The organism is Bradyrhizobium sp. CCBAU 25360 (genome assembly GCF_028128695.1).
Taxonomy (GTDB): Bacteria; Pseudomonadota; Alphaproteobacteria; order Rhizobiales; family Xanthobacteraceae; genus Bradyrhizobium; species Bradyrhizobium ottawaense.
The window spans coordinates 495,144-519,513 of sequence record NZ_LBJA01000045.1 but is presented as its reverse complement, the minus strand read 5'-3'; the positions used below and the strand labels follow the sequence as shown (position 1 = coordinate 519,513).

Genomic DNA, 24,370 nt, shown 5'->3' with positions numbered 1-24,370 from the left:
TTAACACCTTTGAGGCCCAATAAAGCTCGTTAAATTGTATAGCTATTTTATTTCAGGCTCCTGCCATGATGGCAAATTCGCCTGCTGATATTTTGGTCGAGTTGGAGGATGCGGTCGCAACTTGCCCGCTGGACCGCTGCGCTCGCATCCTCGAAGGCATTTTGCAGCTGCTCACCGGCAGCCGCGACCGGCCTCAGGAATTGCTGGCCAGTGTGGTCGACGGCGTCCTGCTTCGATTGACGGAGCGAGTCGAGGCCAGCGCATTGATTCAACTCGGCGCGGCGCTTGCCGAGCTCAAAGTGGCTCCGCCGAAGACCCTGCAACGTCTTGCCTTACACGACAATCCCGGCGTGGCCTGCCCCGTTCTGCTCAAATCGCAGGCGCTCTCCACGTCCGATCTCGAAACAATCGCGATTTCGAGTGGCGAACCGCAGCAACTCGCGATTGCTGTCCGAGCGCGCATCGAACCCCGATTGACCGAGACGCTCATCAAGCGCGGCGGCCGCTCCGTTCACCTTGCGCTGATCAGTAACGCAGGGGCACGGTTCTCCGATGCCGCCTACGTCGCGCTCGTTGAGACGTGTGCAAGCGATGACGAACTCACGAAGGCCCTGGCGCTCAGACCAGGCACGCCAGATCCGGTCCTGCGGAAGTTGCTGCCGGCCTCGCCGGCCCCCGACGCTCGCGCGGAGCCAAAGGCTTCCACCGTCTCGTGTCCTCGAGCGGCAGCGCCGATCGTGCCCAAGCTGCCTAGCGCGGCCGCCTATGCAAGCGCACGGCCGGAGATCGTCGCGCTCAACCGCATCGGCAAGCTCAACGATTCTGCGGTGAACCGCTTCGCGATCCGTGGCGAGACCGCCAATTTGTTCACCGCCTTGTCGGTGCTTTCGGGGACCCCCATCGAGATCGTCGAGCACGTCATGACCGACGGCGATTGCGAGGGCCTGGTGATGGCCTGCCGGGCGTCGCGGCTGAACTGGCAGACCACGCTTGCCATCCTGAGCAACCGCAGCGGCACCAGGCTTTCCTTTGCCGAGCGCGAACGCGCACAACACGTTTTCGAGACGCTGCTTCTGTCGACCAGTCAGTGGACGGTGCGGTGGGGGGAAATCGCCGCAAGCGTCAAGGAGAGCAGTCGGCGAGATCGCGGCGCAAAAACGGGGGGGAGCCGATGAAGTTCGACGGCCGCAAGGCGGCGCGCGTGCGGATGGACCACAGGCAGGCCGTCAATCTGATGGGCTCTGACGGCACATGGCGGCGCAGCTGCGTTCTGCTCGACGTGTCGCAGACAGGCGCAAAGGTCGAGGTCGAGGGCACGCTGGACGTGCTGCAGGCCAAGGAATTCTTCATGCTGCTGTCGTCGACCGGGCTCGCCTATCGGCGCTGCGAGCTGGTCTGGATCGATGGCACCACGGCCGGCATTCACTTCGTCACCGCTGATGGCAAAAAGAAGCCGGCGAGCGCACCCTCGGCCGCTACGCAGACCGTCGCCCGGAGCAAATAGGCCAACAATTCATCCCAATTATTGCAATCCACGATAGTCCAGGTCGAGCCGTGCAGGACGCGCGAACCATCCTCAGCCCCGTCAACGCGGACGGCATCCGCGAGAAGGAAGCGGCCCGTTCCTTCGTGCATGTGCTGGCGGATACGTCCGAAAGGCTGGCCGGCGTCTGCACGATCCTTGAGGACCGTTTCGCCGTCGCCGGCGAACGGCTGGACGCCGAAGCCAAGCTGTCGCAGGTGCCCGCCGCCATCGTCATCCGCGCGGACCTGCGCGACGTCGACAATATCGCTGCCCTCAAGAGACGGGCTGGCAAGCTCGCCAAGGCGAAGAAGCGGATATTTCTCCTCGAGCACAGCTCTCACGTCGGTATCTCGCAAGCCTACGCGCTCGGGGCGACGCACGTCCTGTCCGGTACGATCAACCGGCCCAAACTACTGTCTGCGCTGTGCGATCCGGCGGATCCGTCCTCCGCCGCGCCGGGCGAGATGGCACGGTCCGACAACGCGGTCGAGGCCGCGGCAACCGCGATCGCCTCGATGTTTACGGCCGTCACCCTTGGCCAGCCCCTCGACGTCGATGGCACCAAGGAGGCCGGCCGCCAGATCGCCGACCGCATAACTCAGCGAGGCCTTTCGGAATGGCTCACGACGGTGCGGCGCCATCACGAGGGAACCTATCAGCACTGCCTGCTCGTGACCGGCGTCGCCATCGACTTCGGCCTGAGCCTCGGTGTCGGAAGAGCCGATCTGGAGCGCCTCTACTCGGCGGCCATGTTCCACGACATCGGCAAGGCGCAGATCCCGCTCGCCATTCTCGACAAGCCGGGCCGCCTCGATGCGGAGGAACGTGCCCTGATCGAGACCCATCCGGCCGCTGGCCATGAGTTTCTAAAGGGCCACGACAAGATTTCGCCGGAGATCCTCGATGCCGTTCGCCATCATCACGAATATCTCGACGGGAGCGGCTATCCCGATGCGCTCTGCGCCGAGAGCATCGGCGACGTCGTAAGGATTCTCACGATCTCCGACATCTTCGCAGCGCTGATCGAGTACCGGCATTACAAGCCCACCATGCCTCGTGCGGAAGCCTACGACGTCCTCTGCGGGATGAGCGGAAAATTGGAAAAAGTGCTGGTGACCTCGTTCAGGCAGGTCGCGCTCACGCGATAAGGCCGGCGGCTGGCGATGGCCGCGAAGCGAGCCCCGGCTAATGCGTGGCGCGATGGCTGGCGCGGTGCGGGATGGACCGGCAGGCCAGCCCATCGGCCAGCAGTTTCATGTCCTCATGCCGGCCGCTGCGAATCAGCCGGCCGAACTCTTCGGGTGTGAAAGGAAGACTTGGATCAGCATCGATGGGGCGCCGCAGCCGCGGGCCGAAGAACCATCGAACCAGGCTAGCCAGCCGCCGCATGTCAATTCCCTCGCGCCAGCAACAAACCTATCACGAGGCTTATTGTTCCTCCCGCATTTTCGAGATTGCAAGAGCCTGCGAACGACTCCGCACCAAAAAAATTTTGCGAGAGAATAATCTCCTCTTCATCGTCCTAATCGGCAAAACCCACGTAGCGCACGAACTCTTCGTTATGCTCGCGGTCCGAGCGAACGGCGTTTGCGGCAAAGTCGTCGTCGGGATAGCCCATCGCGACGCAGGTCATGATCACCTCGTCCTCCGGAATTTTCGCGACCTCGCGCACGATGTCGGAGCGCAGGTGGCCCCGCCGATCATCTCGTCCATGTTGCGGCGGCGGACCTCCTCGAGCGGGCTGCCGGTCAGCACATGAACATGCCAGGGCTGGGTGTTCATCGACGACGGCGCACGCTTGGCGCTCTCGATGATCGCCTCGATCACCGTGCGCGGCACCGGCTCGTTCCTGAAGCCGCGCACGCTCCGGCGCGACTGGACCAGCGTTTCGAATTCCACCTCGTGGACCTCCCTGCCCTTCATCCATCGGCGTGACGACACGGCCGGTTGCCGATGCGGCGCGCAGAATCTATGCTCACTCGCAAGCAAGACCAAGAACCCTGGAGGAACTGCCATGGCCGCGCCACTCGATCCCGTCATCGCCCAGATCATTCCGCTCATGCCGATGCGCGATCCCACGGTCATGACGCCACAGAGCGCCCGCGATTCCTTGCGCGCACTGGCTGCCTCGCGCGCCGCCATCCCGCCGCCGCCCGTCGACAGCGTCGAGGATATCAAGGTGAAAGGCGGCGCCGGCCCGCTTCCTGCACGCGTTTATCGGATCGGCAGCACGCCCGCGCCAACCGTGGTGTTCTTCCACGGTGGCGGCTGGGTCGCGGGCGACCTCGAGACCCATGACCGGCAGGCGCGCAACCTTGCGATCGAGACCGGCGCCGTCGTCATCTCCGTCGACTATCGCCGCCCGCCGGAGACTCGCTTTCCGGGCGCGTTCGAGGACGCCTGCGCCGCCGTGAGTGATATCTTCGACCGCGTCGCGGAATTTGGCGGCGAGGCAAAACGCCTCGGCGTTGCCGGCGACAGCGCCGGCGGCAATCTCGCCGCGACCACTGCGATCGCCTGCCGCGATGCTGGCATCAAGCTCGCCGCACAATTGCTGGTCTACCCCGTTACCGACGTCCTCGGCGCTTACGCCGACGCGCGCGAGAACGCGCGCTATCCTTCGCGCGCCGAGAATGCCGAGGGCTACTTTCTGACGCGTGCCACGATGGAATGGTTTTGCGGCCATTATCTCGCCGATCCCGGCCATGCCCTGGACTGGCGCGTCTCGCCGCTGCGGGCCGCCTCACTTGCGGGCCTCGCACCCGCGGTCGTGACCACCGCCTGGTTCGATCCCCTGCGCGACGAGGGCGCTGCCTATGCGCGGGCGCTGGAGGCCGCCGGCGTGCGGGTCAAGCATCACGAGGGCCCGGGCCTGATCCACGGCTATTTTGGCATGGGCGACGCCTCGGACGTCGCGCGTGCCGAGGCGCAGCGCGCGCGAGCCGACTTCAAGGCCCTGCTCGCGCGCGGCGTTTGAGCCCGTCGGCCAGCCATCAGGACGTGGCAGCCGGCAGCTCGAAGAAGCCGGTCGCCTGAACCAGGCGGCCATCTGCACCAAAGCGCCCAAAACTCTCGCCCTTGACGAAGACGCGGCCGGTGCCGTCGTACATGGTCCAGCGGAAAAGCGCCTGCTCGTGGTGTTCGAGGAAGCTGTCGTTCCTGAAGCAGGCGCCCGGAAATTTTAGCTGCGTCTGCCCGATGCGGGCCATCAAGGCTTCCCGCCCCGCCACCTGCGAGCCCGGATCCGTGTACACGCAATCCGCGGCCACGCTCTGTTCGAGCAGCCGACGCCGCTCGCTTTCCCCAACGGGCCCCCATGCGGCCTGATAGGCGTTCCACGTCTTTAGTCGCGCTTCGTCGTTCATCTCGCAACACCCTCTTGGTTCGCCGGATTATGACAAGTTGACAATTATCGAAATTTTGTCAAGATGCGAACGATTGATGGGGAGACCATGGTTCAATCCCGCGCCTCGAAAGAACAGCTTGCCGTCGCGGCCGCGACCGAGGTCTTTTCGCGCTACGGCTATGCCCGCACGACGATGGGCGACATCGCCTCTGAGGCGGGGATATCGCGACCCGCGCTCTACCTGCTCTTCCCCGACAAGGACGCGGTGTTCGCGGCAGTCATCCGGGGAATGGACGAGCAGAAGCATCGCGAGATCAGGGCCGCGATCGCCCGCCTCGACGGGCTTCACGCCAAGCTGCTCCACGCCTGCAAATCCTGGGGATGCCATGGCTTCGACCTGGTCGAGGCGCATCCGGATTCGGCCGATCTCTTCGACCTCCGCTTCCCCGCGGTCAGACAGGTCTATGACAATTTCCAGTCCCTGGTCGTCGAGCTCATCGGCGATCAGGTGCGGTCTGCAAGGGGAGCGGACGAGCCCGAAGTTTTGGCGCGCTGCCTCGTGTTCGGCATGCGCGGACTGCGGGAAACGGCCAGGAGCGGCAAGGAGATGCGGCGCCTGATCGCCGTTCAGGTCGCCATGCTCGTCAGAAGCATCGGCGGCAAGACGTGAGCCGCGCCGAACCGCCTATCACCCGCTCCGCGCCCGCTGCGCCGCCGTGTGTCCCCAGGTTTCGTCCCAGTCCTGACCGGCGGCGTCGACCACGTGGCCGTCGGCTTCGAAGAACTTGTTCGGCACCTGGAAGATCGCCAGGATCAGGGCCCCGTCCGGGCACCAGGCGGCATGCCGGCTGCCTGCCTCGCGCCAGATGAATTCGCCGGCCTTGCAGGCGATGCCCCTGGCCGGCCCCTCCTTGTCGACGAGCGTGCCTTCGATGACCCAGCTCTGCTCGATGCCGACATGCTCGTGATCGGGCAGCACCGATCCCGGCGCAAACCGCATCAAGGCGGTCATCAGGCCGGTACGGCGATCGAACAGCAGCGTCTTGGCCTCGCAGCCGGGAAAGCGCGTGGTCTGCCAATCCATGTCTTGAGGCCGAACCAGATGCGAATGCTGATCGGCGGCTTCCTGGCGTTTCGGGATCACGGCGTCCATCACGATGCTCCGTCCGGCTAAGCTGGCCAAGCCTAGCAGCATTGCCCGCCGTGGTCAGCGAGCAGTGCAACAGGAAGCGAGCCTGGCCGACTCCGCTTCGAAAAAATCGCCAGCCGGACCGGATGGCAGGCCCTCATCCAGCTTGATTGCGCCACGATTCCCGGCTCCAATCTCTCCGCCATTTCTGGTTTACGGAGACACCCATGATGAAGCGGATTTTCCTGGCTGCGATTGTCGCCACCTTTGCAGCGGGCTCGGCCTTCGCGCAAGAAACCTGCGAGAGCAAGGCGGTCGGCAAGGACGGCAAGCCGCTGGCCGGCGCCGCCAAGACCTCGTTCCTGAAGAAGTGCAAGGCCGACGCCTGCACGCCCAAGGCCGTCAGCGCCGACGGCAAGCCGCTCGCCGGCGCCGCCAAGAACAGCTTTATGAAGAAGTGCGAAGTCGGCGCGTAAGGCGCTTTGCATTCGCTCTGGTTAGCGAACAATCGCTCCACGAACTCCGTCATGCCCGGGCTTGTCCCGGGCATCCACGTTCTTCGTGGCGCTTGAAAGTTCGTGGATGGCCGGGACAAGCCCGGCCATGACGATGCGGAGACACTTCACTCCCGCTTGAACTTGTAATCAAACGCATCGCCCAACGGCCTGATCAGCCCCACCGTCGGCGCCGGGAAATGAACCGGCAAGATCAGCGTGTCCGTGTCCGCCACGGAGGCGAAGAATTTTCGCCGCGAGAGCGCCGACTGCTTCGGGTCCCAATCCGGCTTCGCCGACCAGTCTGGCTCGCGGCACTGGATCTGGTGATGCATGAGGTCGCCCGCGACCACCGCGCGCTGGCCCTTCGAAAAAATGTTCACGCAGCAATGACAGGGCGAATGCCCCGGCGTCGGCGTCAGCGTGATGGTGTCGTCGAGCGCGTAACCATCGTCGACCAGCAGCGCCTGCCCGGCCTCGACGATCGGCAGGCAATTGTCGCGAAACACCGTACCGGGCGGATTGCAGCCCTTGGCGTTCTCCGCCTCCCAGGCCGCATACTCACCCCTGTGAAAGACGTATTTCGCGTTTGGAAACGTCGGCACCCAGCGTCCGTCGCGCAACGTCGTGTTCCAGCCGGTGTGATCGATATGCAGATGCGTGCAGAACACGTAGGCGATCTGCTCAAATCCGATGCCGAGCGCGAACAGCTCATTGCGCCAGCGCTCCTTGCCGGGAAAATCGAACGGCGGCGGATGACCCTTGTCCTCGCCGGTGCAGGTGTCCACGAGGATCGTATAACGCGGCGTGCGCACCACAAAAGTCTGGTAGGTGATCACCATCATGCCGCGTGCGGCGTCAAAGACCTCCGGCTCCATCGTCGGCAGATGACGGGCGAACACGCCCTCGTCATAGGCCGGGAAGAAATCCTGCGGCCGCCGCCACGGCCCTTCCCGCTCGATCACGGCGTCGATGGTGATGTCTCCGATCCGGAGTTGCTGCATCGCCGTTTCACTCCCTTTTTTGCAGGAGCGTAGCGACTGGCATGGGGCCGTTCAAGCGGTGCGATGCGGACAGCGCCCCTGCGAAACGATCGCCGCAAATCAACCTCAAATACCACTGAGGGTGATCGCGGAATTGGGAATCATCTGTGGGCTGGAAACTCAAATTCGCGACGACAGCCATCATCGCCGTCGCGGCAGGCGTCTACATCAACAACACCAGCCTTCTGGCGCCGCATCAGGGCGGCAAGCCGGTGCTGCTTGCCCATCGCGGCATGGCGCAACGCTTCGATGAGCGCGATGTGAAGAACGACACCTGCACCGCCGCGCGGATGTTGCCGCCGACCCACGATTATCTCGATAACACCATTCCATCGATGCGCGCCGGTTTTGACGCCGGCGCCGACGTGGTCGAGATCGACGTGCATCCGACGATCGACGGCGAATTCGCCGTGTTCCACGACTGGACGCTCGACTGCCGTACCGACGGCCACGGCGTCACGCGCGAGCAGAGCATGGCGAAGCTGAAAATGCTCGATATCGGCTACGGCTACACCGCCGACGGCGGCAAGACCTTCCCCTTCCGCGGCAAGGGGATTGGAATGATGCCGACATTGTCCGAGGTGTTGGCCACCTTCCCTGACAAGAAACTCCTCATCAACGTGAAGAGCCGAGACCCGAACGAAGGCGAGACACTTGCCGGCGTGCTGAATGCGCTGCCGGCCGAGCGGAGCCGCGCGGTCATGGTTTATGGCGGCGACGAGCCCATCGAGGCGATCCGTCGCCTCACCCCCGACGTACGCACGATCTCGCGTGCGGCGATCCGGAGCTGCCTGATCCGTTATATCGGCTATGGCTGGACCGGCCTGGTCCCGGCGGCCTGCCGCAACGCGATGGTGCTGGTGCCGATCAACGCCGCACCCTGGCTATGGGGCTGGCCCGATCGCTTCCTCGCACGCATGAACGGCGTCAACAGCGCGGTGTTCGTGCTCGGTCCCTACAGCGGCGGAGAGTTCTCCACCGGCATCGATACGCCGGAAGCGTTCGCGCAGTTGCCGCAAGACTATTCCGGCGGCGTCTGGACCAACGAGATCGAGGCCATCGCCAAGATTGCGGGCAAGGTTGCGGGAACGAGCAGAGATTAGCTCCGCAACCCCGGCGCCTCCTGCCCAGTCCGCGCGACATATTCCGTGTAGCCGCCGCCGAACTGATGGATGCCTTCCGGCGTCAGCTCCAGCACGCGGTTCGACAGCGTCGCCAGGAAGTGCCGGTCATGCGAGACGAACAGCATGGTGCCCTCGAAATCCGAAAGCGCCGTGATCAGCATCTCCTTGGTGGCGAGGTCGAGATGGTTGGTCGGCTCGTCCAGCACCAAAAAATTCGGCGGGTCGAACAGCATCTTGGCCATCACCAGCCGCGCCTTCTCGCCGCCCGAGAGCACGCGGCAGCGCTTCTCGACATCGTCGCCGGAGAAGCCGAAGCAGCCGGCGAGCGCGCGCAAGGAGCCCTGCCCCGCGGTCGGAAACGCGTATTCGAGCGACTGAAACACCGTCTGCTCGCCGTCGAGCAGGTCCATCGCGTGCTGGGCGAAATAGCCCATCTTGACGCTGCCGCCGACAGCCACCGTGCCCTGGTCCGGCTCGCTCGCGCCCGCGACGAGCTTGAGCAGCGTCGACTTGCCGGCGCCGTTGACGCCCATCACGCACCAGCGCTCCCTACGCCGGATCATGAAATCGAGCCCGTCATAGATGCGCTTGGCTCCGTAGCCCTTGTGCACGTTCTTGAGCGCCACGACGTCCTCGCCCGAGCGCGGTGCCGGCGGAAAGTCGAACGCCACGCTCTGGCGGCGGCGCGGCGGCTCGACCCGCTCGATCTTGTCGAGCTTCTTCACCCGGCTCTGCACCTGAGCGGCATGAGAGGCGCGCGCCTTGAAGCGCTCGATGAACTTGATCTCCTTGGCGAGCATGGCCTGCTGGCGCTCGAACTGCGCCTGCTGCTGCTTCTCGTTCTGCGCCCGCTGCTGCTCGTAGAATTCGTAATCGCCGGTATAGGTGGTGAGCGAGCCGCTATCGATCTCGATCACCTTGGAGATCACGCGGTTGATGAACTCGCGGTCATGCGAGGTCATCAGCAGCGTGCCTTCGTAGTCGTGCAGGAATTTTTCCAGCCAGATCAGGCTTTCGAGATCGAGATGGTTGCTCGGCTCGTCGAGCAGCATGACGTCGGGGCGCATCAAAAGAATACGCGCCAACGCGACGCGCATCTTCCAGCCGCCGGAGAGTTTTCCGACGTCGCCGTCCATCATCTCCTGACTGAAGCCGAGGCCGGACAGCGCTTCGCGCGCGCGGCCGTCGAGCGCATAGCCGTCGAGCTCCTCGAAACGGTGCTGCACCTCGCCGTAGCGGGTGATGATCTCGTCCATCTGGTCGGCTTTGTCAGGGTCGGCCATGGCGGCCTCGAGCTCGCGCAGCTCGGCCGCGACCTCGCTGACGGGACCGGCCCCGTCCATCACCTCGGCCACGGCACTGCGGCCAGACATCTCGCCGACGTCCTGGTTGAAATAGCCGATGGTGATGCCGCGATCGGTCGAAACCTGCCCCTCGTCGGGCAGTTCCTCACCGGCGATCATCCGGAACAGCGTGGTCTTGCCGGCACCGTTCGGCCCGACCAAGCCGATCTTCTCGCCCTTGTTGAGGGCGGCGGAGGCTTCAATGAATAGGATTTGGTGGCCGGCTTGCTTGCTGACGTTGTCGAGGCGGATCATGAGTATCTTTTGGGGGATTTTTGCGTTGCAGCGTCATAGGCCATGCGGGCCCCCAGGGGAAGCCCGGCGGGGTACGGATCCGCCCTGCCGGGTGCCAATTCCGTCCTTTCACCCCGCAGCCTGGGGCCCATAAACCTCGACCGTCCGCATCATTGCCATTTCCTCTGAGTTTGGAGGCGACATGATCGGCTCGCCGCGCCGAAATTGGTTGCGGGCTGGATGCGACCTCGAACGTCACTCGGCCGATTTGTCTTGCTTGTGGCGGAAGGGATCGGCGCTGTCATCGTGACCGCTGCGGCTGCTGAAGAACATCAGCGCCATCAGTCCGCATCCGATCAGCAAGGAGAAAAATGTGCCAAGGCCTAGCGCGATCCAGCCGTGCTTGCCGATCTCGACCCCGCTGCTGGCATTCCATACCGAAACGGCCCAGACACCGGTCAGGATCAGGATCATTGCCAAAACGGCGAGCAGGAGGATCTGGCCCTTGCTGATGCGTTCCATGGTCACGCCTCCTGACTGCTTCCCGGACCAACAAGCTGCGCTAGAGGCCGTTCCTCGACGCGTCGAGAGCAACTTCCGCCTCGGGCATCGGCGTCATGATCTTTGCCTCGGCGCCGATACCGAACTCGCCACAGATAGTGCCCGTGAATTTGATCGCGGTCGATAGCGGATGGCCCAGAGGCGTTTTGATGACACCCTTTCGTTTTTTTACACATGAACGGCGTGACCATGTCGGCATGGGCCAGTCTCGATCGTCCTCGGGTGGACACTTCCCGGAAGTGCCCTGTATGGACCCGCGACGTGAAGTGATGTCGTCGCCTCGAACCGTCAAAGTGAACCTGGAGCAATGCCCATGAGAATTACCGTCGAGACCAACGTAGCAGCCCCCGTCGATCAGGTCTGGCGTGCCTATACGACGCCTGCCGATATCGTGAAGTGGAACGCAGCGTCCGACGACTGGCATACGACCAGGGCTACGGTCGACCTGCGTGATGGCGGCGCGTTCTCGTCGCGCATGGAGGCCAAGGACGGCAGCATGGGTTTCGACTTCGCCGGCACTTACACGAAGATCGTTGAACACAAGCGGATCGAATACGCGTTCGGCGATCGAAAGGCCGAAGTTGAATTCGTGCCCGGCCCAAAGGGCGTTGTCGTCCGCGTCGTCTTCGATAGCGAACCGACGCACTCCGTCGAGCAACAGCAAGGCGGTTGGCAGGCGATCCTCGACAGCTTCACGCGATATGTGGAGGCAAGACAGAATAAGTCGTGACGTGGTGGGCAGGAGATGGAGATCCTGACAGGCGTGGTCGGATTTCCGCGGAGTACCTGACGGAAATTGAATAGTCCCCTTGGGGTCGCTTGCTGACATCCGACAGGCGGCGACCGAGGTCAGCCACGGGCCAACGCGCGGACATTCGGCACGCTTCCCAATCGCTCGAAAACGCGGTCATATGGCGCCCGGGGACACTTGGCTTATTGGCGCCAGGTGTCCGCTTCCACGGGAAGGCTGCGCGTGAAGGAACTCGCTGGAAAGACTGCGTTCGTGATCGGTGCAGCGTCGGGCATTGGATTCATGCATCGCAGCAAATCCCATCTCTATTCGATCACCTCATCGGCACGAACGAGTAACGAGGGCGGCACAGTGAGGTCGAGCGCTTTCGCCGTTTTCATGTTGATGACTAGCTCGAACTTGGTCGGCTGCTCTACCGGCAGATCGGCAGGCTTGGCGCCCTTGAGGATCTTATCGACGTAGCCGCCTGCACGGCGGAATAGATCGGCTATATCGGGGCCGTAGACGACCAATCCGCCATCGGCGAATTGTCGGAAGAAGTAAATCGCGGGCAAATGGTACTCCGCCGCGAGCCCGACAACTCGCGGGGCTTGGCGAATGGTCAGAATGTCGCCAAAAACAATCATTGCATCGGCGCGCTGGGCAGCTGCTGAAGCAAAGGCGGTGTCGAGTTCCTCGGTCTTAGTCGCCTCGACTATAGACAGAGCGACCCCGCGCTTTCGGGCTGTGCTTGGTACCTCCTCAGCTAACAGCAACCTGTGCATTGGGTTGTCGCGATTGACTAAGAGCGCAATTTTTGCGGCATGGGGTATCAGTTCGCGGAGGATTTCGATTTGTTTTCCAAACCAATCTCCCGGAACCCACGAGGTAAGACCGGTCATGTTGCCGCCTGGGCGCGAGAGGCTTTGAACCAGGCCAAGTCCAACAGGATCGGCAACAACCACGAAGACAATCGGAATGGCGGCCGATTTCAGGGCGGAGGCTGCTTGCGGCCCGGCGGCAACTATCAGATCGGGAGCTAGGGCTACCAACTCCGCAGCAGAGGTTTGCAAGCGATCCGAGGCGTCTGCATAGTTGCGATATTCGATGAGCAGGTTCTTGCCCTCGATCCAACCCCTTTCACGTAAGCCAGTGCGCCACGCTTCGCGAGCTATCGGATCTAAGAAACCGAAGAAACCGATTCGGCGAGGCCTTCCTTGCGCCCCCAACCGTCGTGGCGAAACGACCAGCACCGCAGCAGTCGCCATGAACTCCCGCCGCTTCATTCGATCCTCATCGCAGCTGGGGGGACAGGTGCAGAGTATCAGGTGTCAATGGTCGTCGCACTTGCTGCGAATGCAACTGCCGCGTCGCAAATGCGGCGAGATGGCGCATGCCCGCTTCGGGTCACTAGCTGACATCGCCGCGCCGACGCGTCGAGGGCCGCTTCACCTCAGCAACCGGACATCCGCCCGGCAAACGTCCTAAGCCCTTCTCATCAACCTCAGCGAAGCCGCCAGCCGCAAGCTGCGCTTGCCGGCAAGCGCGATGCCTTCGAGCTCGCCGCTATCCTCGTTGCAGGTCCCGGAGAAGCCGATCCCGACCTCATAGCCGCCAAACACGGGGTTCTCGCCCTTCGCCGGCGTGTGCTCCTGGTTGAGCATCTCGCCCTTCCAGCGGCCGTCCGCCGAGGAATAGGAGCCGAGATAGTAGAAGAACGCATCGCCGCCGAGGATGCGGCCGTCGATCAGCAGCATGACACCGGAGAGCCCTGCATCGACACCGTCTAGCGCGCGCAGACCCATCCCGTAGAGCCCGTTGGCGATGCCGCCCTGCCCGATCGTGCCGCGGGGCGGCAGCGCTCCATCGTCGAGCCTAGTCAGATTGGCCCAGAAACCGGCGCCCGGCATGGTATCCGCGCCGCCGGCAAGACGGATCTGGTTGCCGTGCAGCCGCCCGCGCGCGCCGATCCTGGCGACGTCGGCGCCCATCAGCGGCTTGTAATGGGGATCCTCGTTATGCCGCTCGGTGATCACCTCGGCAATGATCTCGCCATCGCGCTCGACATAGGTGCCGAGATGCGCGAAGGCCGAATTACCGCCCAGCATCTTGCCGTCGTGCAGGCACATGATGCTGCGCCCGAACGCATCGTTGACGCCGTATTCAACCTTGTAGAGCCCGTCCAGCAACGCAATGAACCCGCAAAATCGGAAAAGAATCGTGGGCTACCTAGCACTGCTGCCCCAGCCAGGCCATCCGGCTTTTTCGCGCAGGGCCCTTGCGGGGCGCCTCCCCGCCACAATGCCATCATGCTCCTGTTTTGCCCGACGGGTCAAAGCGGGTTTCGCAAAATCCATCGCGCGTAATTCCGCTGCGATTTCAAGGCCCCGCCTACTGTGCATGGGGTTGTTTTCGACATTTTTGTTCCGGCGGACGGCGTCCCGCTTCAGTGACGCTTGAAATACTGCACCTCGCGCTCGTGCTTCTCGGCGGCCGCGCGACTCCGGAAGGTCCCGAGGTTACGACGCTTGCCGGTCTTCGGATTCACCTTGCGTGAATAGAGGCGGTATTCGCCCGACGCCAGTTTACGGATCATGATCGCGCTCCGTTGTGTCTTGAGATCAACGGCGTCCACGCGATTGAGGTTCCGTCGCGTGCGGCTCTGCTCAGAAACACAGCGTGGTGACGAGCTTGCCCTGCTTGTCCTTGATCGCATAGGGGCAGCGCAGCCGCTCCAGCGCCTTCTTGGCGTCCTCGTCGCCGAGCGCGGCGGCGCGCTCGTAATAGGTCTTCGCGGCGTCCTTGTCCTTTGCGCCGCCGCGGCCTTCCTGTGCGAAGGCCCCCATCCGCTCCAGCGCGCCGGGATGATTTTGCGCCGCCGCTTTCTCGAACAGCGCACGCGCCGCGACGTCGTCCTTCGCACCGCCCGTGCCTTCGGAGAGCATCAGGCCGAGCTGGTACTGCGCCTCCGGATTGGTCTCGGCAGCCTTGCCGAGCAGCGCGCGCGCCTGCGCGGGATCGGCCGGCGCGGCGCCCCCTGCGCCGCCGAGCGCAGCAAGGTTGCTGACGCCGCGGGGATTGCCTGATTGCGCCGCCTTCTCGAACAGTTTTCGCGCCTGCGCCTCGTCCTTGGCAATGCCGGAGCCGGTGCCATAGGCAACACCGAGCTCGACCATCGCCGCGCTCGATCCCTTGTCGGCGGCCTTGCGCCAGGCAGCGATCGCCTCCGCCGTCTGCCGGTTGGCCGCGTAAGCGCGGCCGAGTGCGAACATCGCGCGGCGCGAGGACGGCGCGGCCTGCTTGCAGAACCTGATCGCCGTCGCGACGTCGGAAGACGCGATCTCCGCGACGCCCTTCACGTCAGCCGGCTTGTCGGGATCGCTGGGATCGGCCGCGACCCGGTCGCACAACACCAGATCGGCCGATTGCGCGCGCGCCGCCAACGGCGCGGCAAGCACGAGGACGATGGCAAGGAGACAAGTCCGCATGGTCGTCACGTTGCGTCCCCGCCCCGGCAAATTCAAGGCTCGAGTCCCGATTGACGCAGGACGGGTACGACCTCGGGCGATGCCAGATAGCGCAGCAGACGGTCCGCGGCGTCGGCGTGCTTCGCCCCTGCCATGCGGCCGGCGGAGAACACCGCCGGTGTCTGCAGCTCGTGCGGGATCGGTCCCACCACCTCGATGCCGCCGACCTGCTTCAGCTCGCTGATCTGCTGCACGGCGAGGTCGGCCTCGCCGCTGACGAGACGCTCGGCTGTAAAGCCCTGCTCGACGATGGTCGCCTTTGCGTTGATCTCGGCTGCGATCCCCATCCGCACGATCAGCTGGGCGAAGTAGACGCCGCTCGCGCCCAGCCGCGAATAGGCGATGGACCGCGCTGCGAGCAGCGTCCTGCGCAGCGCCGCTTCGCTTCCGATATCGGGATGCGCCTGCCCTGCCCGCACGGCAATGCCGACATAGGAGCGCGCCAGATCGGCGGCGCTCTCTGAGAGCACGCGGCCCTCCGCGATCATCTCGTCCAGCCCCTCGCGCGTGAGGATCACGAGATCGGCGGCCTCGCCGTCGCGCAGGCGCTTCAGCAGAGCGAGGGTCGGCGCGAAGTCGGCGTCGATGCGGACGCCGGTTGCGGCTTCGTACGCGGACGACAGGCTGCGCATCGCACCCATCAGGCCGAGCGTCGAAAGCATGCGAAGGATTTCCATGAGCGATTTCCGTCGCGATCAGGCGCGATGCATCAGCTTGAGCGCGGCGGTCAGGCGCAGGCTGCGCTTGCCGGCAAGCGCAGTCGCCTCCAGCACCGCCTGCTCCGCATCGTAGCTGCCGGAGAAGCCGATACCGACCTCGTGGCCGCCGAAGATCGGGTCGTCCTTGGCCGGCGTGTGCTCCTGGTTGAGTATCTGGCCCTTCCAGCGCCCGTTCGCGGCGGTGTAGCTGCCGAGATAGTAGAATGCCGCATCGCCGCCGAGGATGCGGCCCCGGTTGAGCAGCATCACGCCGGTGAGGCCGCCGTCCAGACCGTCGAGCATGCGCAGATGGATTGAGTAGATGCCGTCCGCGATGCCGGCTTCGCCGACGCCACCGGCGATCGGCACCTCGTCTTCCGTGATCGGCGTCATCACCGACTGGAAGGGAATGCCGGGCAGCTCCTTCAGCTCACCCTTGAAGCGATAGAGGTCGCCATCCGCCCAGCCCTTGGCGAGCAAGGTCGCATCGTCGGTGCCTGCCATGGCGCGGTAGTTCGGATCGGGGTTATGGCGGACGGTGCTGATCACGACGTCGACGCCGCTGTCGGTCTTCTCGTAGGTGCCGATATGGGCGAAGGCCGAGTTGCCGCCCAGCATCTTGCCGTTGCCGGCATGCATCACGCTCCGGCCGACGGCGTCGCCGAGCTGAAATTTCACCTTGTAGAAGCCTTCAAACACCAGCCGTCCCCGGCCCTGCGCGCATCCTGCGGGCACTCTATCCCGCTTTGGGCCGATATGGACAGGCTTCACGCGACGCAGCCCTGCTGCGTCACGGGAATGGCTGTCATCAAGATGCTAAAAATCCGCCGGAGCCTTTCAGCTCCGGCGGATTGAGAGCCAACCCGGGCCAGCCCCCAGCCCGGGCCGGGAGGATCTTAGGCCGCAGCCTTCTTGTCGGCCGGCACGGAGGCGATCGTCTTCAGGATCTGCGAAGCGATCTGGTATGGGTCGCCTTGCGAGTTCGGACGACGGTCTTCCAGATAGCCCTTGTAGCCATTGTTGACGAAGGAGTGCGGCACGCGGATCGAAGCGCCGCGGTCGGCAACGCCGTAGCTGAACTTGTTCCACGGCGCGGTCTCGTGCTTGCCGGTCAGACGCTTGTCATTGTCCGGGCCGTAGACGGCGATGTGGTCCATCAGGTTCTTGTCGAAGGCGGCCATCAGGGCCTCGAAATACTCCTTGCCGCCGACGTTGCGCATATACTCGGTCGAGAAGTTGGCGTGCATGCCGGAGCCGTTCCAGTCGGTGTCGCCGAGCGGCTTGCAGTGGAATTCGATGTCGATGCCGTACTTCTCGGTGAGGCGCAGCATCAGATAGCGGGCCATCCACATCTGGTCAGCAGCGGTCTTGGAGCCCTTGCCGAAGATCTGGAATTCCCACTGGCCCTTGGCGACTTCCGCGTTGATGCCTTCATGGTTGATGCCGGCAGCGAGGCAAAGGTCGAGGTGCTCTTCGACGATCTTGCGAGCGACGTCGCCGACGTTCGAGTAGCCGACGCCGGTATAGTACGGACCCTGCGGCGCCGGATAACCAGCGGTCGGGAAGCCGAGCGGACGGCCGTCCTTGTAGAAAAAGTATTCCTGCTCGAAGCCGAACCAGGCGCCGGCGTCGTCGAGAATGGTGGCGCGCTTGTTGGAGGCGTGCGGGGTCTTGCCATCGGGCATCATGACTTCGCACATCACGAGCACGCCGTTGGTGCGCGCGGCGTCCGGGAAGACGGCGACCGGCTTCAGCACGCAATCGGAGCTGTGGCCTTCGGCCTGCTGGGTGGAGGAGCCATCGAAGCCCCAGAGCGGAAGCTGCTCGAGCGTCGGGAACGACGCGAATTCCTTGATCTGAGTTTTGCCGCGCAGGTTCGGAGTCGGCGTATATCCGTCGAGCCAGATGTACTCGAGCTTATACTTGGTCATTGAGCCTCTCTGTAGATGATGCGAAAGGTTGGGGGCCTGGCGGCCCCCGAACGTTTTGTACCCGGCCATCATCGGCCGGCCCTTTACAAGCATTTAACGTGCCAAAAGGCCGCAGCGCGGGAGGTTCTCCACCGGGACTGTCCCCGGCCCGGCGTCGAGGCGATGTCGACCTCGTCGTGCGTCATAGCCGCGCACCTTTGCGTGTAGCTGCACCGCAAAAATCCCGTGAAAAGCGCCCGATTCTGAAGCAGGCCGGCCCGTGCCGGGAGTTGCCGATGAAACGCGCATCAACGTCCAGCAATTTTCGCAAAGCTCCACACCCCTGCCTAGCAACCTTTGGAATGGCCCAGTCGTTGGCCACCGACACCGTGCCTTAGGGGATGCAGCAGGCCACATGCCTACAAATTAGGCGGAAACTGATTTCGTTTTCAGCACTTTGCATTTCGGGATGCGCGGCCGATATGGGGATTCCAGTAACCACAATCGAACGAGTCGGGCGCACCATGGAGGCCAAGGCGCTTCGACCAAGGAGAAATCGCAATGATGAACAATGGTCTGAGTCACGGATCGGCAACGATCTACCAATTCCCGGTCGGGGGCCGCGCGGCTCTCGCGGGACGCCGCTACGGCGAGACCCGCCTTCCTGCCGATCACGCTTCGCTTCCGGCGAATGTCTCGATCTGCAGCGACAGCTGGTACCACCAGGACGCGGTCGACGACGCCAAGCCGAAATGGGATCGCTAATGCCTATGGTCGGTTTGAAACCGCCGCGTCTCGCAGGCGCCCGGCGGCAGCTCGAAAAGGGTCGAAACAGCGATGTTTCGGCCCTTTTTGATGCTCGCGTGAACCGCGCCGTTCAGATCACCGCGCAGGCCGTCACCGGCCGCTTCAGATGCTTGACCGTGGTGCCCCCGGTCTTTCCGATGGTCAGCGTGATACCCACCCCCGAATAGCGTTTTCCGGCGACCGACAGCCGCTTGGCGAGCGTGACCGGCTCGCCGTCGATCTGGAGAAAGGCGCGCTTGTCGTCGTCATAAAACCCGACGACGAACTGCGTACCATCGGCACAGCGATAGGTCTGGAACATCTGCGCTTCAGTCTGTCGCGCACTGGTCATTCCAGCTGCCAGCATGGCGGTCGTCAAAAGAATGGCCTTGTGCCGGCCCATGATCGCCCCCTGTAATAGCTTTCAAGGACGCCCCCTCGTGCGCCCAATGCAACCATAACCGAAGCCGATCCCATGTCAGATTCCCCTGCCCGTCACCTCGCCCTGCAAGGCGCCAGCAATTTTCGCGATCTCGGCGGCTACCCGACCAACGACGGCCGCACCACGCGCTGGCGGCACATCTTCCGCTCCAACCATCTCGGCCAGCTCACCGCCGCCGATATCGAGATCGTCAGGGCGCTCGGGGTGCGGAGCGCTTTCGATTTCCGTGGGGTTGAGGAGCGCGCGGCCGGCGTCTGCGTCGTCAGCGAGATCACGGTGCATTCGCTGCCGATCGAACCGAGCGTCGTGGCTGCGCTGCGTACCGAACTCGCAAGCGGCACGCTGACTGCACCGGTCGCGCTGGAGCTCATGCGCGAATCCTATCGCAACTACGTTCGCCACCACACGAACAGCTTTCGCAACCTGTTCGGCCATCTCCTCGAAGATCGCGCGCCGCTGGTGATCCATTGCACTGCGGGCAAGGACCGCACCGGCTTCGCCAGCGCGCTGATCCTGCATGCGCTCGGCGTACCCGATGAAATCATTGCCGAGGACTACCTGCTCACCAACCGGCATTACAAACGCGATGCGACGGCCGCCTTCGACCTGCCGGAGGACGTACGCAATGCCATCGGCAGCGTCGAAGCCTCGTACCTTGCCGCTGCATTCGAAGCCATCGGCAGTGAATATGGCGACCTCGAAACCTATTTGCGCGACGCCCTCAATCTCGGCACGGCGGAGCGGACCGCGCTGCAGGCGCGCTACCTGCAATCATAGACAGCTGTGCCCGGAGAACGATGATGCAAGACAAGGTCCTGATCGTGACAGGCGCACACGGCGCGCTCGGCAAGGTGGTTGCGGAGATCGCACGATCGCGCGGCGCGCGCGTGGCCGGCATCGATCACGCGCCATCGCAGATTCCCGCAACGCTCGAGAGCATCGAGATCGGCGGCGTCGACCTGTCCGAGGCGCCCCAGGCGAAGACGGCAATTGATGCGGCGGCCAAGCATTTCGGCAGGCTCGATGCGCTGATCAACATCGCCGGCGGCTTCGCCTTCGAGACCGTGGGCGATGGCGACGTCAAGACCTGGCAGCGCATGTACGCACTGAACGTCCTGACCGCGCTCAACGCCTCGCGCGCGGCGCTGCCGCATCTCGCAACGTCCAGGGCCGGCCGCATCGTCAATATCGGCGCCATGGGCGCGATCCAGGCAGGCTCCGGCATGGGGCCCTATGCGGCGTCGAAGGCGGGCGTGCATCGCCTCACCGAGTCGCTGGCCAACGAGTGGAAAGGCAAGGTCACCGTGAACGCGGTGCTGCCGTCGATCATCGACACCGCCGCCAACCGCGCCGACATGCCGAAAGCAGACTTCTCCAAATGGGTAACGCCGCGGGAACTCGCCGAGGTGATCCTGTTCCTCGCCAGCGACGCCGCGAGCGGCATCACCGGCGCGCTGATCCCGGTCGGCGGGCGGGTTTAATCGAAGAGGTTCGGCCCGTCTTTTCGTAGCAAGCAGAAATTGCTATAATTAAGTCATGACGACCGAAGATATTGAGAAAGCGGTAGAGCTGCTGACGCCAAGCGAACTGGCACGCTTTCGCGCGTGGTTCGAGCAGTTTGATGCACAGCGCTTTGATCAAGCCCTGGAGCGCGACGCTCAAGCAGGAAGGCTCGATGCGTTCGCCGAGGAAGCGCTGAACGCCTACCGCACAGGGCAGACGCGCGACTTGTGAAACACGCGGCTTCGCCAAGATTTTGGAAAGCTTACGCGGCCTTGCCTGCTAATGTTAGGAAATTGGCAGACGCGAATTTCGCGCTCTTGAAAAGCGATCCCACCCACCCATCGCTGCAATTCAAGAAAGTCGGACGATTTTGGTCGGCTAGAGTCAGCCTTCGCTATAGAGCGTTGGCGGTCGAGACGAACGACGCCTACGTCTGGTTCTGGATCGGCTCCCATGCCGACTATGATCGGCTCGTAGGCTGAAACGTGGCCCTCTGGCCGTGTCCGATCCGGGCTAGACTGCCCGCAACTGATTCTCCGATCGAAACGCAAGCTTCGGACACGTTCTTTGGAAACCGCGCTTTACCTGCCCGTCAAACGCTTCCTCGAAGAGCTCGGCTTCACCGTAAAGGGCGAGATCGGCGGCTGCGATCTCGTGGGCCTCAGCGCCGGCGATCCGCCCGTGGTGGTGATCGGCGAGCTCAAGCTCGCCTTCAATCTCGAGCTGATCCTCCAGGCGGTCGACCGCGCGCCGGCCGGCGACGAGGTCTGGATTGCGGCAAAGATGTCGATCCGGGGCAAGGGGCGTGAAAGCGATGCGCGCTATCGCAATCTCTGCCGCCGCCTCGGCTTCGGCATGCTCGGCGTGACCGATCGCGGCCAGGTCGAGGTGCTGGTGAAGCCGCCGACCGCGGCGCCCCGCCGCGAGCCGAAGGTACGGTCGCGTCTCGTCGCGGAGCACCAGCGCCGCCAGGGCGATCCCGTGCTCGGCGGCAGCACCCGCGCACCGATCATGACGGCCTATCGGCAGCAGGCTCTGGCCTGCGCCTCGGCGCTCGCCGACGGGCCGCGGCCCGTGCGCGAATTGCGCGAGCGCTGCCCTGACGCCGGCAAGATCTTGCTTAACAATGTGTATGGCTGGTTCGAACGGGCCGACCGGGGAATCTACGGGCTCACCGAGGCCGGGCATGCCGCCCTGAAGCGCTGGCCGCAACAACGGATTGAGGTCGATGCCGGTGTCGCATCACCGCCCTGACACCCGACCGGTGCATAGCTGAGATGCCACACTAATTTCATATTGCAATGCAACATTTGCGGCACTAGGTATCCCGGCATCAAAACGAGGCCGTTATGAGCGCAGACTGGAATACCAAATATGGCACGCGGCGCGTCCGCCATGATCCGCCCACCCTGGATGAGGCGATCTTCGCCGCCGTCGGCATCACCGACGACCATGAGCAGCAGGCCGAGATCGCCGCAGCTCTGATGGGGATGCCGCTTGATGTCGTGCAGGCCGAGGTCAAGAAGCAGGCGCGCACCAACAGCCGCATCACCGCCACGCGCGTGATCGCCGGCGAACAGGGCGCGCAGCGGTCGGTCGTGGTCGAACGCCGCGTCGTCCGCCGCTTCAGCGCCGCCACACGCACTGGCACCTAAAGGGCTTCATACCCCTGCTCCCAATACGAAAGCGGACCGGTTTTGCCGGTCCGCTTTTTGATTCCCGACAGTTTCCTGAACTCAGGCGGCGCGATGGCCGTACATGCTGGAGATGATCTTCCAGCAGGTCGAGTTGAAGCTGAGCAAAGCGCGGCCGGCCCTGAACGGCGAGGCCGCGAGATCGGCGAGTTCGGCCTCAGGCGTCTTGGCGAGGTCGATAGTGCCAGTCGATTCGCCGTGGCGGAAAGCCAGATGCGCGCCGAACTTCCTGGCGAGCGCCCGCATGGCGTGATTCTCGGCGCCCGTGGTGATGCGCAGGCTCTTGTAGCCTTTCCAGCGCGCTTCAGCGATCAGGCGGCTGAACAAGACCGTGCCGACGCCCTGGCGGCGCGCGGTGGCTTCCACGCTGAAGGCGACTTCAGGCAGCGAACCATCTTCCGGCGGATGCAACTCGGCAGCACCACGGACCACGCCGTCGACGATATAGGCGACGATCACGGTGCCGTCCTCGGCGCAGCGGGCGGCGTAACGCTCGATGAATGAGTCGTCGAGAAAGCCGTTAAAGCGGTCGTGCCGGCTTCCGGCATCCAGCCGCAGCAGATGATCGCGCAGGAGCGGCAATTCTTCCTGCTGGCTCAAGGTCCGCACATAGCCCGGAACGTGGATTGTGCGGGTGGTGGCCTCAAGGGCCAAATCTTCGAGTGACAAGTTAAAACTCCTCTTGGTGTCCCTCGAGGAGGCGTTCGAATCCCTAGGCCCCCTATATTGTGCATCGCAGCATCTTTTACAAGACGAGGACCTGCCCAACTTAGAGGCACGGGAGACGACCAATTCGTTAATAAAATCAACGCCCCGTAGTCTTACAGGACCAGCTGGGTCTGGGTGACAACGGCGACCAGCTTGCCGTCCTCGGTCTCCAGCCGGGTGGTCCAAACCTGGGTCCGCCGGCCCCGATGGACCGGGGTCGCGGTGGCGATGACCGTGGTTCCCTCCTTGGCCCCGCCGATGAAATTGGTCTTGCTCTCCAGCGTGGTCGTGCCCTTGGCGTCCTCAGGCAGGTTGATCACGGTCGCGGCCGCACCGACGGAATCGGCCAGCGCCATCACAGCGCCGCCATGGATGGTGTGATGAAGCGTGCAGAGATCGGGTCGGACCATCATCCGCGCCACCACGCGGTCCTTCCCGGCCTCGACGAACTCGACGCCCTTGAGCTCGGCAAACGGCATCTTCATCGCTTTAAGTTTCTCGAGCGGCGTCATCAAAAGTCCTCCCAATTGATTGTTGTCCAAACGTGAATTGCTTCGGGCGGCAAAGCAATGACGTCAGAAGTCATGGGCCGCCGTGACATCGCCCGGCATTTGCGCATATGGAACGCCATGCGCCACTTCCCGCCCCGCCGCATCGTCTGCCTGACCGAAGAGACCGTCGAAACGCTGTACCTGCTCGGTGAGCAGGATCGCATCGTCGGCGTGTCCGGCTACGCGGTTCGTCCGCCGCAGGTGCGGCGCGAGAAGCCGCGGGTGTCGGCGTTCGTGTCCGCGGACATTCCAAAGATCCTGGCGCTGGGACCGGATCTTGTGCTGGCCTTCTCCGATCTCCAGGCCGGCATCGTCGCCGATCTCGTCCGCGCAGGCATCGACGTCCACGTCTTCAACCAGCGCGACGTCGCCGGGATTTTGGCGATGATCCGCACGCTCGGTGCGCTGGTCGGCGCGGCGAAACGCGCGGAGGAACTCGCGCAAGGCCTTGAGCGGCGCCTTGCCGCGATCGCCGCGACACCCCGCCCCTCGCCGCGACCGAGAGTTTATTTCGAGGAATGGGACGATCCGTTGATCTCGGGCATCGGTTGGGTGTCGGAGTTGATCGAGATCGCGGGCGGAACGGACATCTTTCCGGAGCTGAGACATCAGCAGGCCGCGAAGGATCGCATCGTTGCGGCGGAGGCGGTTCGCGAGGCAGCGCCCGAAATCATCCTCGCCTCCTGGTGCGGCAAGAAGGTCGTCTCTGCCCGCATCCGCGCGCGCGAGGGCTGGAGTGATATCCCCGCCGTGCGCGACGATCGTATCGTCGAGATCAGGTCGCCGATCATTCTGCAACCGGGACCGGCGGCGCTGACGGACGGGCTGGATGCGATCGTGACAGCGTTGTGGGATAAGCGCCGATAGCGCGGCCGCCGACGCTCTCGTGTCCCGGACGCGCTGCAACGCCCCAGCGTTGCTCCGCAGAGCCGGGACCCATCTCGCGACGGAGCACGGTGCGGCGTGGGCCCAGGCTCTGCAGCGCATCACGCCGCAAGTGCGGCGCGCCGCGCCGCGTTCCG

The 24,370-nt window shown here is 63.9% G+C and carries 34 protein-coding genes; 16 read left to right on the top strand and 18 right to left on the bottom strand.

All coding sequences use genetic code 11. The features are described 5' to 3' along the window. Window positions 1–65: 65 nt before the first annotated feature. The 3 genes from XH81_RS36640 to XH81_RS36630 are packed head-to-tail and all read left to right on the top strand — an operon-like array spanning window position 66 to window position 2,673. Entirely contained in the window at window positions 66–1,175 is a 1,110-nt protein-coding gene (locus XH81_RS36640) for a DUF2336 domain-containing protein (RefSeq protein ID WP_028144926.1), read from the top strand. After that, window positions 1,172–1,504, top strand: a complete 333-nt coding sequence (locus XH81_RS36635) for a PilZ domain-containing protein (RefSeq protein ID WP_028144927.1) — start codon at window positions 1,172–1,174, stop codon at window positions 1,502–1,504. The genes XH81_RS36640 and XH81_RS36635 overlap by 4 nt, the downstream gene beginning before the upstream one ends. Before the next feature lie 50 nt (window positions 1,505–1,554). Further along, window positions 1,555–2,673, top strand: a complete 1,119-nt coding sequence (locus XH81_RS36630) for an HD-GYP domain-containing protein (protein WP_028144928.1) — start codon at window positions 1,555–1,557, stop codon at window positions 2,671–2,673. A gap of 37 nt (window positions 2,674–2,710) precedes the next feature. Here XH81_RS36630 and XH81_RS36625 read toward each other — a convergent pair whose 3' ends face one another. Both XH81_RS36625 and XH81_RS36620 read right to left on the bottom strand, forming a co-directional pair. Next, window positions 2,711–2,914 (bottom strand): hypothetical protein, encoded by a 204-nt coding sequence (locus tag XH81_RS36625; RefSeq protein ID WP_018322924.1) that lies wholly within the window; start codon window positions 2,912–2,914, stop codon window positions 2,711–2,713. A 246-nt stretch (window positions 2,915–3,160) separates the two neighbouring features. After that, window positions 3,161–3,466: a nitroreductase family protein gene (locus XH81_RS36620; RefSeq protein ID WP_244439104.1), complete on the bottom strand. Its 306-nt coding sequence runs from the start codon at window positions 3,464–3,466 to the stop codon at window positions 3,161–3,163. Window positions 3,467–3,539: 73 nt separating this feature from the next. On the opposite strand from XH81_RS36620, the gene XH81_RS36615 reads away from it, so the two are divergent. After that, the gene (locus XH81_RS36615; protein WP_028144930.1) at window positions 3,540–4,502 is read left to right on the top strand and encodes an alpha/beta hydrolase; all 963 of its coding nucleotides are present in this window, start codon (window positions 3,540–3,542) and stop codon (window positions 4,500–4,502) included. A 16-nt stretch (window positions 4,503–4,518) separates the two neighbouring features. On the opposite strand, the gene XH81_RS36610 is transcribed toward XH81_RS36615, so the two are convergent. After that, window positions 4,519–4,890 (bottom strand): nuclear transport factor 2 family protein, encoded by a 372-nt coding sequence (locus XH81_RS36610; protein ID WP_028144931.1) that lies wholly within the window; start codon window positions 4,888–4,890, stop codon window positions 4,519–4,521. A gap of 87 nt (window positions 4,891–4,977) precedes the next feature. On the opposite strand from XH81_RS36610, the gene XH81_RS36605 reads away from it, so the two are divergent. Then, the gene (locus tag XH81_RS36605) at window positions 4,978–5,541 is read left to right on the top strand and encodes a TetR/AcrR family transcriptional regulator (RefSeq protein WP_028144932.1); all 564 of its coding nucleotides are present in this window, start codon (window positions 4,978–4,980) and stop codon (window positions 5,539–5,541) included. An 18-nt stretch (window positions 5,542–5,559) separates the two neighbouring features. On the opposite strand, the gene XH81_RS36600 is transcribed toward XH81_RS36605, so the two are convergent. Beyond that, window positions 5,560–6,024: a cupin domain-containing protein gene (locus tag XH81_RS36600; protein ID WP_028144933.1), complete on the bottom strand. Its 465-nt coding sequence runs from the start codon at window positions 6,022–6,024 to the stop codon at window positions 5,560–5,562. A 203-nt stretch (window positions 6,025–6,227) separates the two neighbouring features. On the opposite strand from XH81_RS36600, the gene XH81_RS36595 reads away from it, so the two are divergent. Next, window positions 6,228–6,476, top strand: coding sequence for a hypothetical protein (locus XH81_RS36595; protein ID WP_038970146.1), 249 nt, complete (start codon window positions 6,228–6,230; stop codon window positions 6,474–6,476). Window positions 6,477–6,622: 146 nt separating this feature from the next. On the opposite strand, the gene XH81_RS36590 is transcribed toward XH81_RS36595, so the two are convergent. Then, window positions 6,623–7,498: an MBL fold metallo-hydrolase gene (locus XH81_RS36590; protein ID WP_028144934.1), complete on the bottom strand. Its 876-nt coding sequence runs from the start codon at window positions 7,496–7,498 to the stop codon at window positions 6,623–6,625. 146 nt (window positions 7,499–7,644) lie between these two features. Between XH81_RS36590 and XH81_RS36585 the strand changes: the two genes are divergently transcribed. Then, a complete protein-coding gene (locus tag XH81_RS36585; protein ID WP_097668196.1) occupies window positions 7,645–8,640 on the top strand; it encodes a glycerophosphodiester phosphodiesterase family protein in 996 nt (331 codons plus the stop codon). On the opposite strand, the gene XH81_RS36580 is transcribed toward XH81_RS36585, so the two are convergent. The 3 genes from XH81_RS36580 to XH81_RS36570 all read right to left on the bottom strand — a co-directional run bounded on the left by XH81_RS36580 (window position 8,637) and on the right by XH81_RS36570 (window position 10,998). After that, window positions 8,637–10,259, bottom strand: coding sequence for an ABC-F family ATP-binding cassette domain-containing protein (locus XH81_RS36580; protein ID WP_028144936.1), 1,623 nt, complete (start codon window positions 10,257–10,259; stop codon window positions 8,637–8,639). The genes XH81_RS36585 and XH81_RS36580 overlap by 4 nt on opposite strands. Before the next feature lie 234 nt (window positions 10,260–10,493). After that, a complete protein-coding gene (locus XH81_RS36575) occupies window positions 10,494–10,760 on the bottom strand; it encodes a hypothetical protein (protein ID WP_028144937.1) in 267 nt (88 codons plus the stop codon). 40 nt (window positions 10,761–10,800) lie between these two features. Further along, complete coding sequence (locus tag XH81_RS36570; protein ID WP_131233219.1) at window positions 10,801–10,998, bottom strand: hypothetical protein; 198 nt, start codon at window positions 10,996–10,998, stop codon at window positions 10,801–10,803. A 114-nt stretch (window positions 10,999–11,112) separates the two neighbouring features. On the opposite strand from XH81_RS36570, the gene XH81_RS36565 reads away from it, so the two are divergent. Further along, on the top strand, window positions 11,113–11,529 hold the full coding sequence (locus tag XH81_RS36565; RefSeq protein WP_028144938.1) for an SRPBCC family protein: 417 nt from the start codon (window positions 11,113–11,115) through the stop codon (window positions 11,527–11,529). 326 nt (window positions 11,530–11,855) lie between these two features. On the opposite strand, the gene XH81_RS36560 is transcribed toward XH81_RS36565, so the two are convergent. The 7 genes from XH81_RS36560 to XH81_RS36530 form a co-directional block, all read right to left on the bottom strand. Further along, the gene (locus XH81_RS36560) at window positions 11,856–12,815 is read right to left on the bottom strand and encodes an ABC transporter substrate-binding protein (RefSeq protein WP_028144939.1); all 960 of its coding nucleotides are present in this window, start codon (window positions 12,813–12,815) and stop codon (window positions 11,856–11,858) included. Between the two features lie 198 nt (window positions 12,816–13,013). Beyond that, the gene (locus XH81_RS36555) at window positions 13,014–13,718 is read right to left on the bottom strand and encodes a hypothetical protein (RefSeq protein WP_028144940.1); all 705 of its coding nucleotides are present in this window, start codon (window positions 13,716–13,718) and stop codon (window positions 13,014–13,016) included. A gap of 257 nt (window positions 13,719–13,975) precedes the next feature. Next, window positions 13,976–14,125, bottom strand: a complete 150-nt coding sequence (locus tag XH81_RS36550; protein ID WP_007591825.1) for a hypothetical protein — start codon at window positions 14,123–14,125, stop codon at window positions 13,976–13,978. A 70-nt stretch (window positions 14,126–14,195) separates the two neighbouring features. Then, window positions 14,196–15,017, bottom strand: coding sequence for a tetratricopeptide repeat protein (locus XH81_RS36545; RefSeq protein ID WP_028144941.1), 822 nt, complete (start codon window positions 15,015–15,017; stop codon window positions 14,196–14,198). A gap of 32 nt (window positions 15,018–15,049) precedes the next feature. Continuing rightward, the gene (locus XH81_RS36540; RefSeq protein ID WP_028144942.1) at window positions 15,050–15,733 is read right to left on the bottom strand and encodes a substrate-binding domain-containing protein; all 684 of its coding nucleotides are present in this window, start codon (window positions 15,731–15,733) and stop codon (window positions 15,050–15,052) included. Window positions 15,734–15,751: 18 nt separating this feature from the next. After that, on the bottom strand, window positions 15,752–16,453 hold the full coding sequence (locus tag XH81_RS36535) for a GrlR family regulatory protein (RefSeq protein WP_028144943.1): 702 nt from the start codon (window positions 16,451–16,453) through the stop codon (window positions 15,752–15,754). 197 nt (window positions 16,454–16,650) lie between these two features. Continuing rightward, complete coding sequence (locus XH81_RS36530) at window positions 16,651–17,685, bottom strand: glutamine synthetase beta-grasp domain-containing protein (protein WP_028144944.1); 1,035 nt, start codon at window positions 17,683–17,685, stop codon at window positions 16,651–16,653. Window positions 17,686–18,225: 540 nt separating this feature from the next. Here XH81_RS36530 and XH81_RS36525 point away from each other — a divergent pair. After that, entirely contained in the window at window positions 18,226–18,429 is a 204-nt protein-coding gene (locus XH81_RS36525; RefSeq protein ID WP_028144945.1) for a DUF2735 domain-containing protein, read from the top strand. Window positions 18,430–18,541: 112 nt separating this feature from the next. On the opposite strand, the gene XH81_RS36520 is transcribed toward XH81_RS36525, so the two are convergent. After that, the gene (locus XH81_RS36520; RefSeq protein ID WP_028144946.1) at window positions 18,542–18,853 is read right to left on the bottom strand and encodes an MliC family protein; all 312 of its coding nucleotides are present in this window, start codon (window positions 18,851–18,853) and stop codon (window positions 18,542–18,544) included. A 72-nt stretch (window positions 18,854–18,925) separates the two neighbouring features. Here XH81_RS36520 and XH81_RS36515 point away from each other — a divergent pair, with 72 nt between their 5' ends. From XH81_RS36515 to XH81_RS36490, 6 genes are all read left to right on the top strand, one after another. Continuing rightward, window positions 18,926–19,669 (top strand): tyrosine-protein phosphatase, encoded by a 744-nt coding sequence (locus XH81_RS36515; protein WP_028144947.1) that lies wholly within the window; start codon window positions 18,926–18,928, stop codon window positions 19,667–19,669. A 23-nt stretch (window positions 19,670–19,692) separates the two neighbouring features. Then, a complete protein-coding gene (locus tag XH81_RS36510; protein ID WP_028144948.1) occupies window positions 19,693–20,373 on the top strand; it encodes an SDR family oxidoreductase in 681 nt (226 codons plus the stop codon). 55 nt (window positions 20,374–20,428) lie between these two features. Further along, window positions 20,429–20,626 (top strand): hypothetical protein, encoded by a 198-nt coding sequence (locus XH81_RS36505; protein ID WP_028144949.1) that lies wholly within the window; start codon window positions 20,429–20,431, stop codon window positions 20,624–20,626. Next, window positions 20,623–20,877: a ParE family toxin-like protein gene (locus XH81_RS36500; protein WP_080670307.1), complete on the top strand. Its 255-nt coding sequence runs from the start codon at window positions 20,623–20,625 to the stop codon at window positions 20,875–20,877. The genes XH81_RS36505 and XH81_RS36500 overlap by 4 nt, the downstream gene beginning before the upstream one ends. Window positions 20,878–20,962: 85 nt before the next feature. Continuing rightward, entirely contained in the window at window positions 20,963–21,649 is a 687-nt protein-coding gene (locus XH81_RS36495) for a DUF2161 domain-containing phosphodiesterase (protein ID WP_028144950.1), read from the top strand. A gap of 95 nt (window positions 21,650–21,744) precedes the next feature. Beyond that, window positions 21,745–22,050, top strand: coding sequence for a hypothetical protein (locus XH81_RS36490; RefSeq protein WP_028144951.1), 306 nt, complete (start codon window positions 21,745–21,747; stop codon window positions 22,048–22,050). 81 nt (window positions 22,051–22,131) lie between these two features. On the opposite strand, the gene XH81_RS36485 is transcribed toward XH81_RS36490, so the two are convergent. Beyond that, window positions 22,132–22,743 carry a GNAT family N-acetyltransferase gene (locus tag XH81_RS36485; RefSeq protein ID WP_028144952.1) on the bottom strand — a complete coding sequence of 204 codons (612 nt, stop codon included), beginning with the start codon at window positions 22,741–22,743 and terminating at the stop codon, window positions 22,132–22,134. Between the two features lie 167 nt (window positions 22,744–22,910). Continuing rightward, on the bottom strand, window positions 22,911–23,309 hold the full coding sequence (locus XH81_RS36480) for a PaaI family thioesterase (RefSeq protein WP_028144953.1): 399 nt from the start codon (window positions 23,307–23,309) through the stop codon (window positions 22,911–22,913). A 117-nt stretch (window positions 23,310–23,426) separates the two neighbouring features. Between XH81_RS36480 and XH81_RS36475 the strand changes: the two genes are divergently transcribed. Further along, window positions 23,427–24,215 carry a cobalamin-binding protein gene (locus XH81_RS36475; RefSeq protein ID WP_028144954.1) on the top strand — a complete coding sequence of 263 codons (789 nt, stop codon included), beginning with the start codon at window positions 23,427–23,429 and terminating at the stop codon, window positions 24,213–24,215. Window positions 24,216–24,370 lie beyond the last annotated feature (155 nt).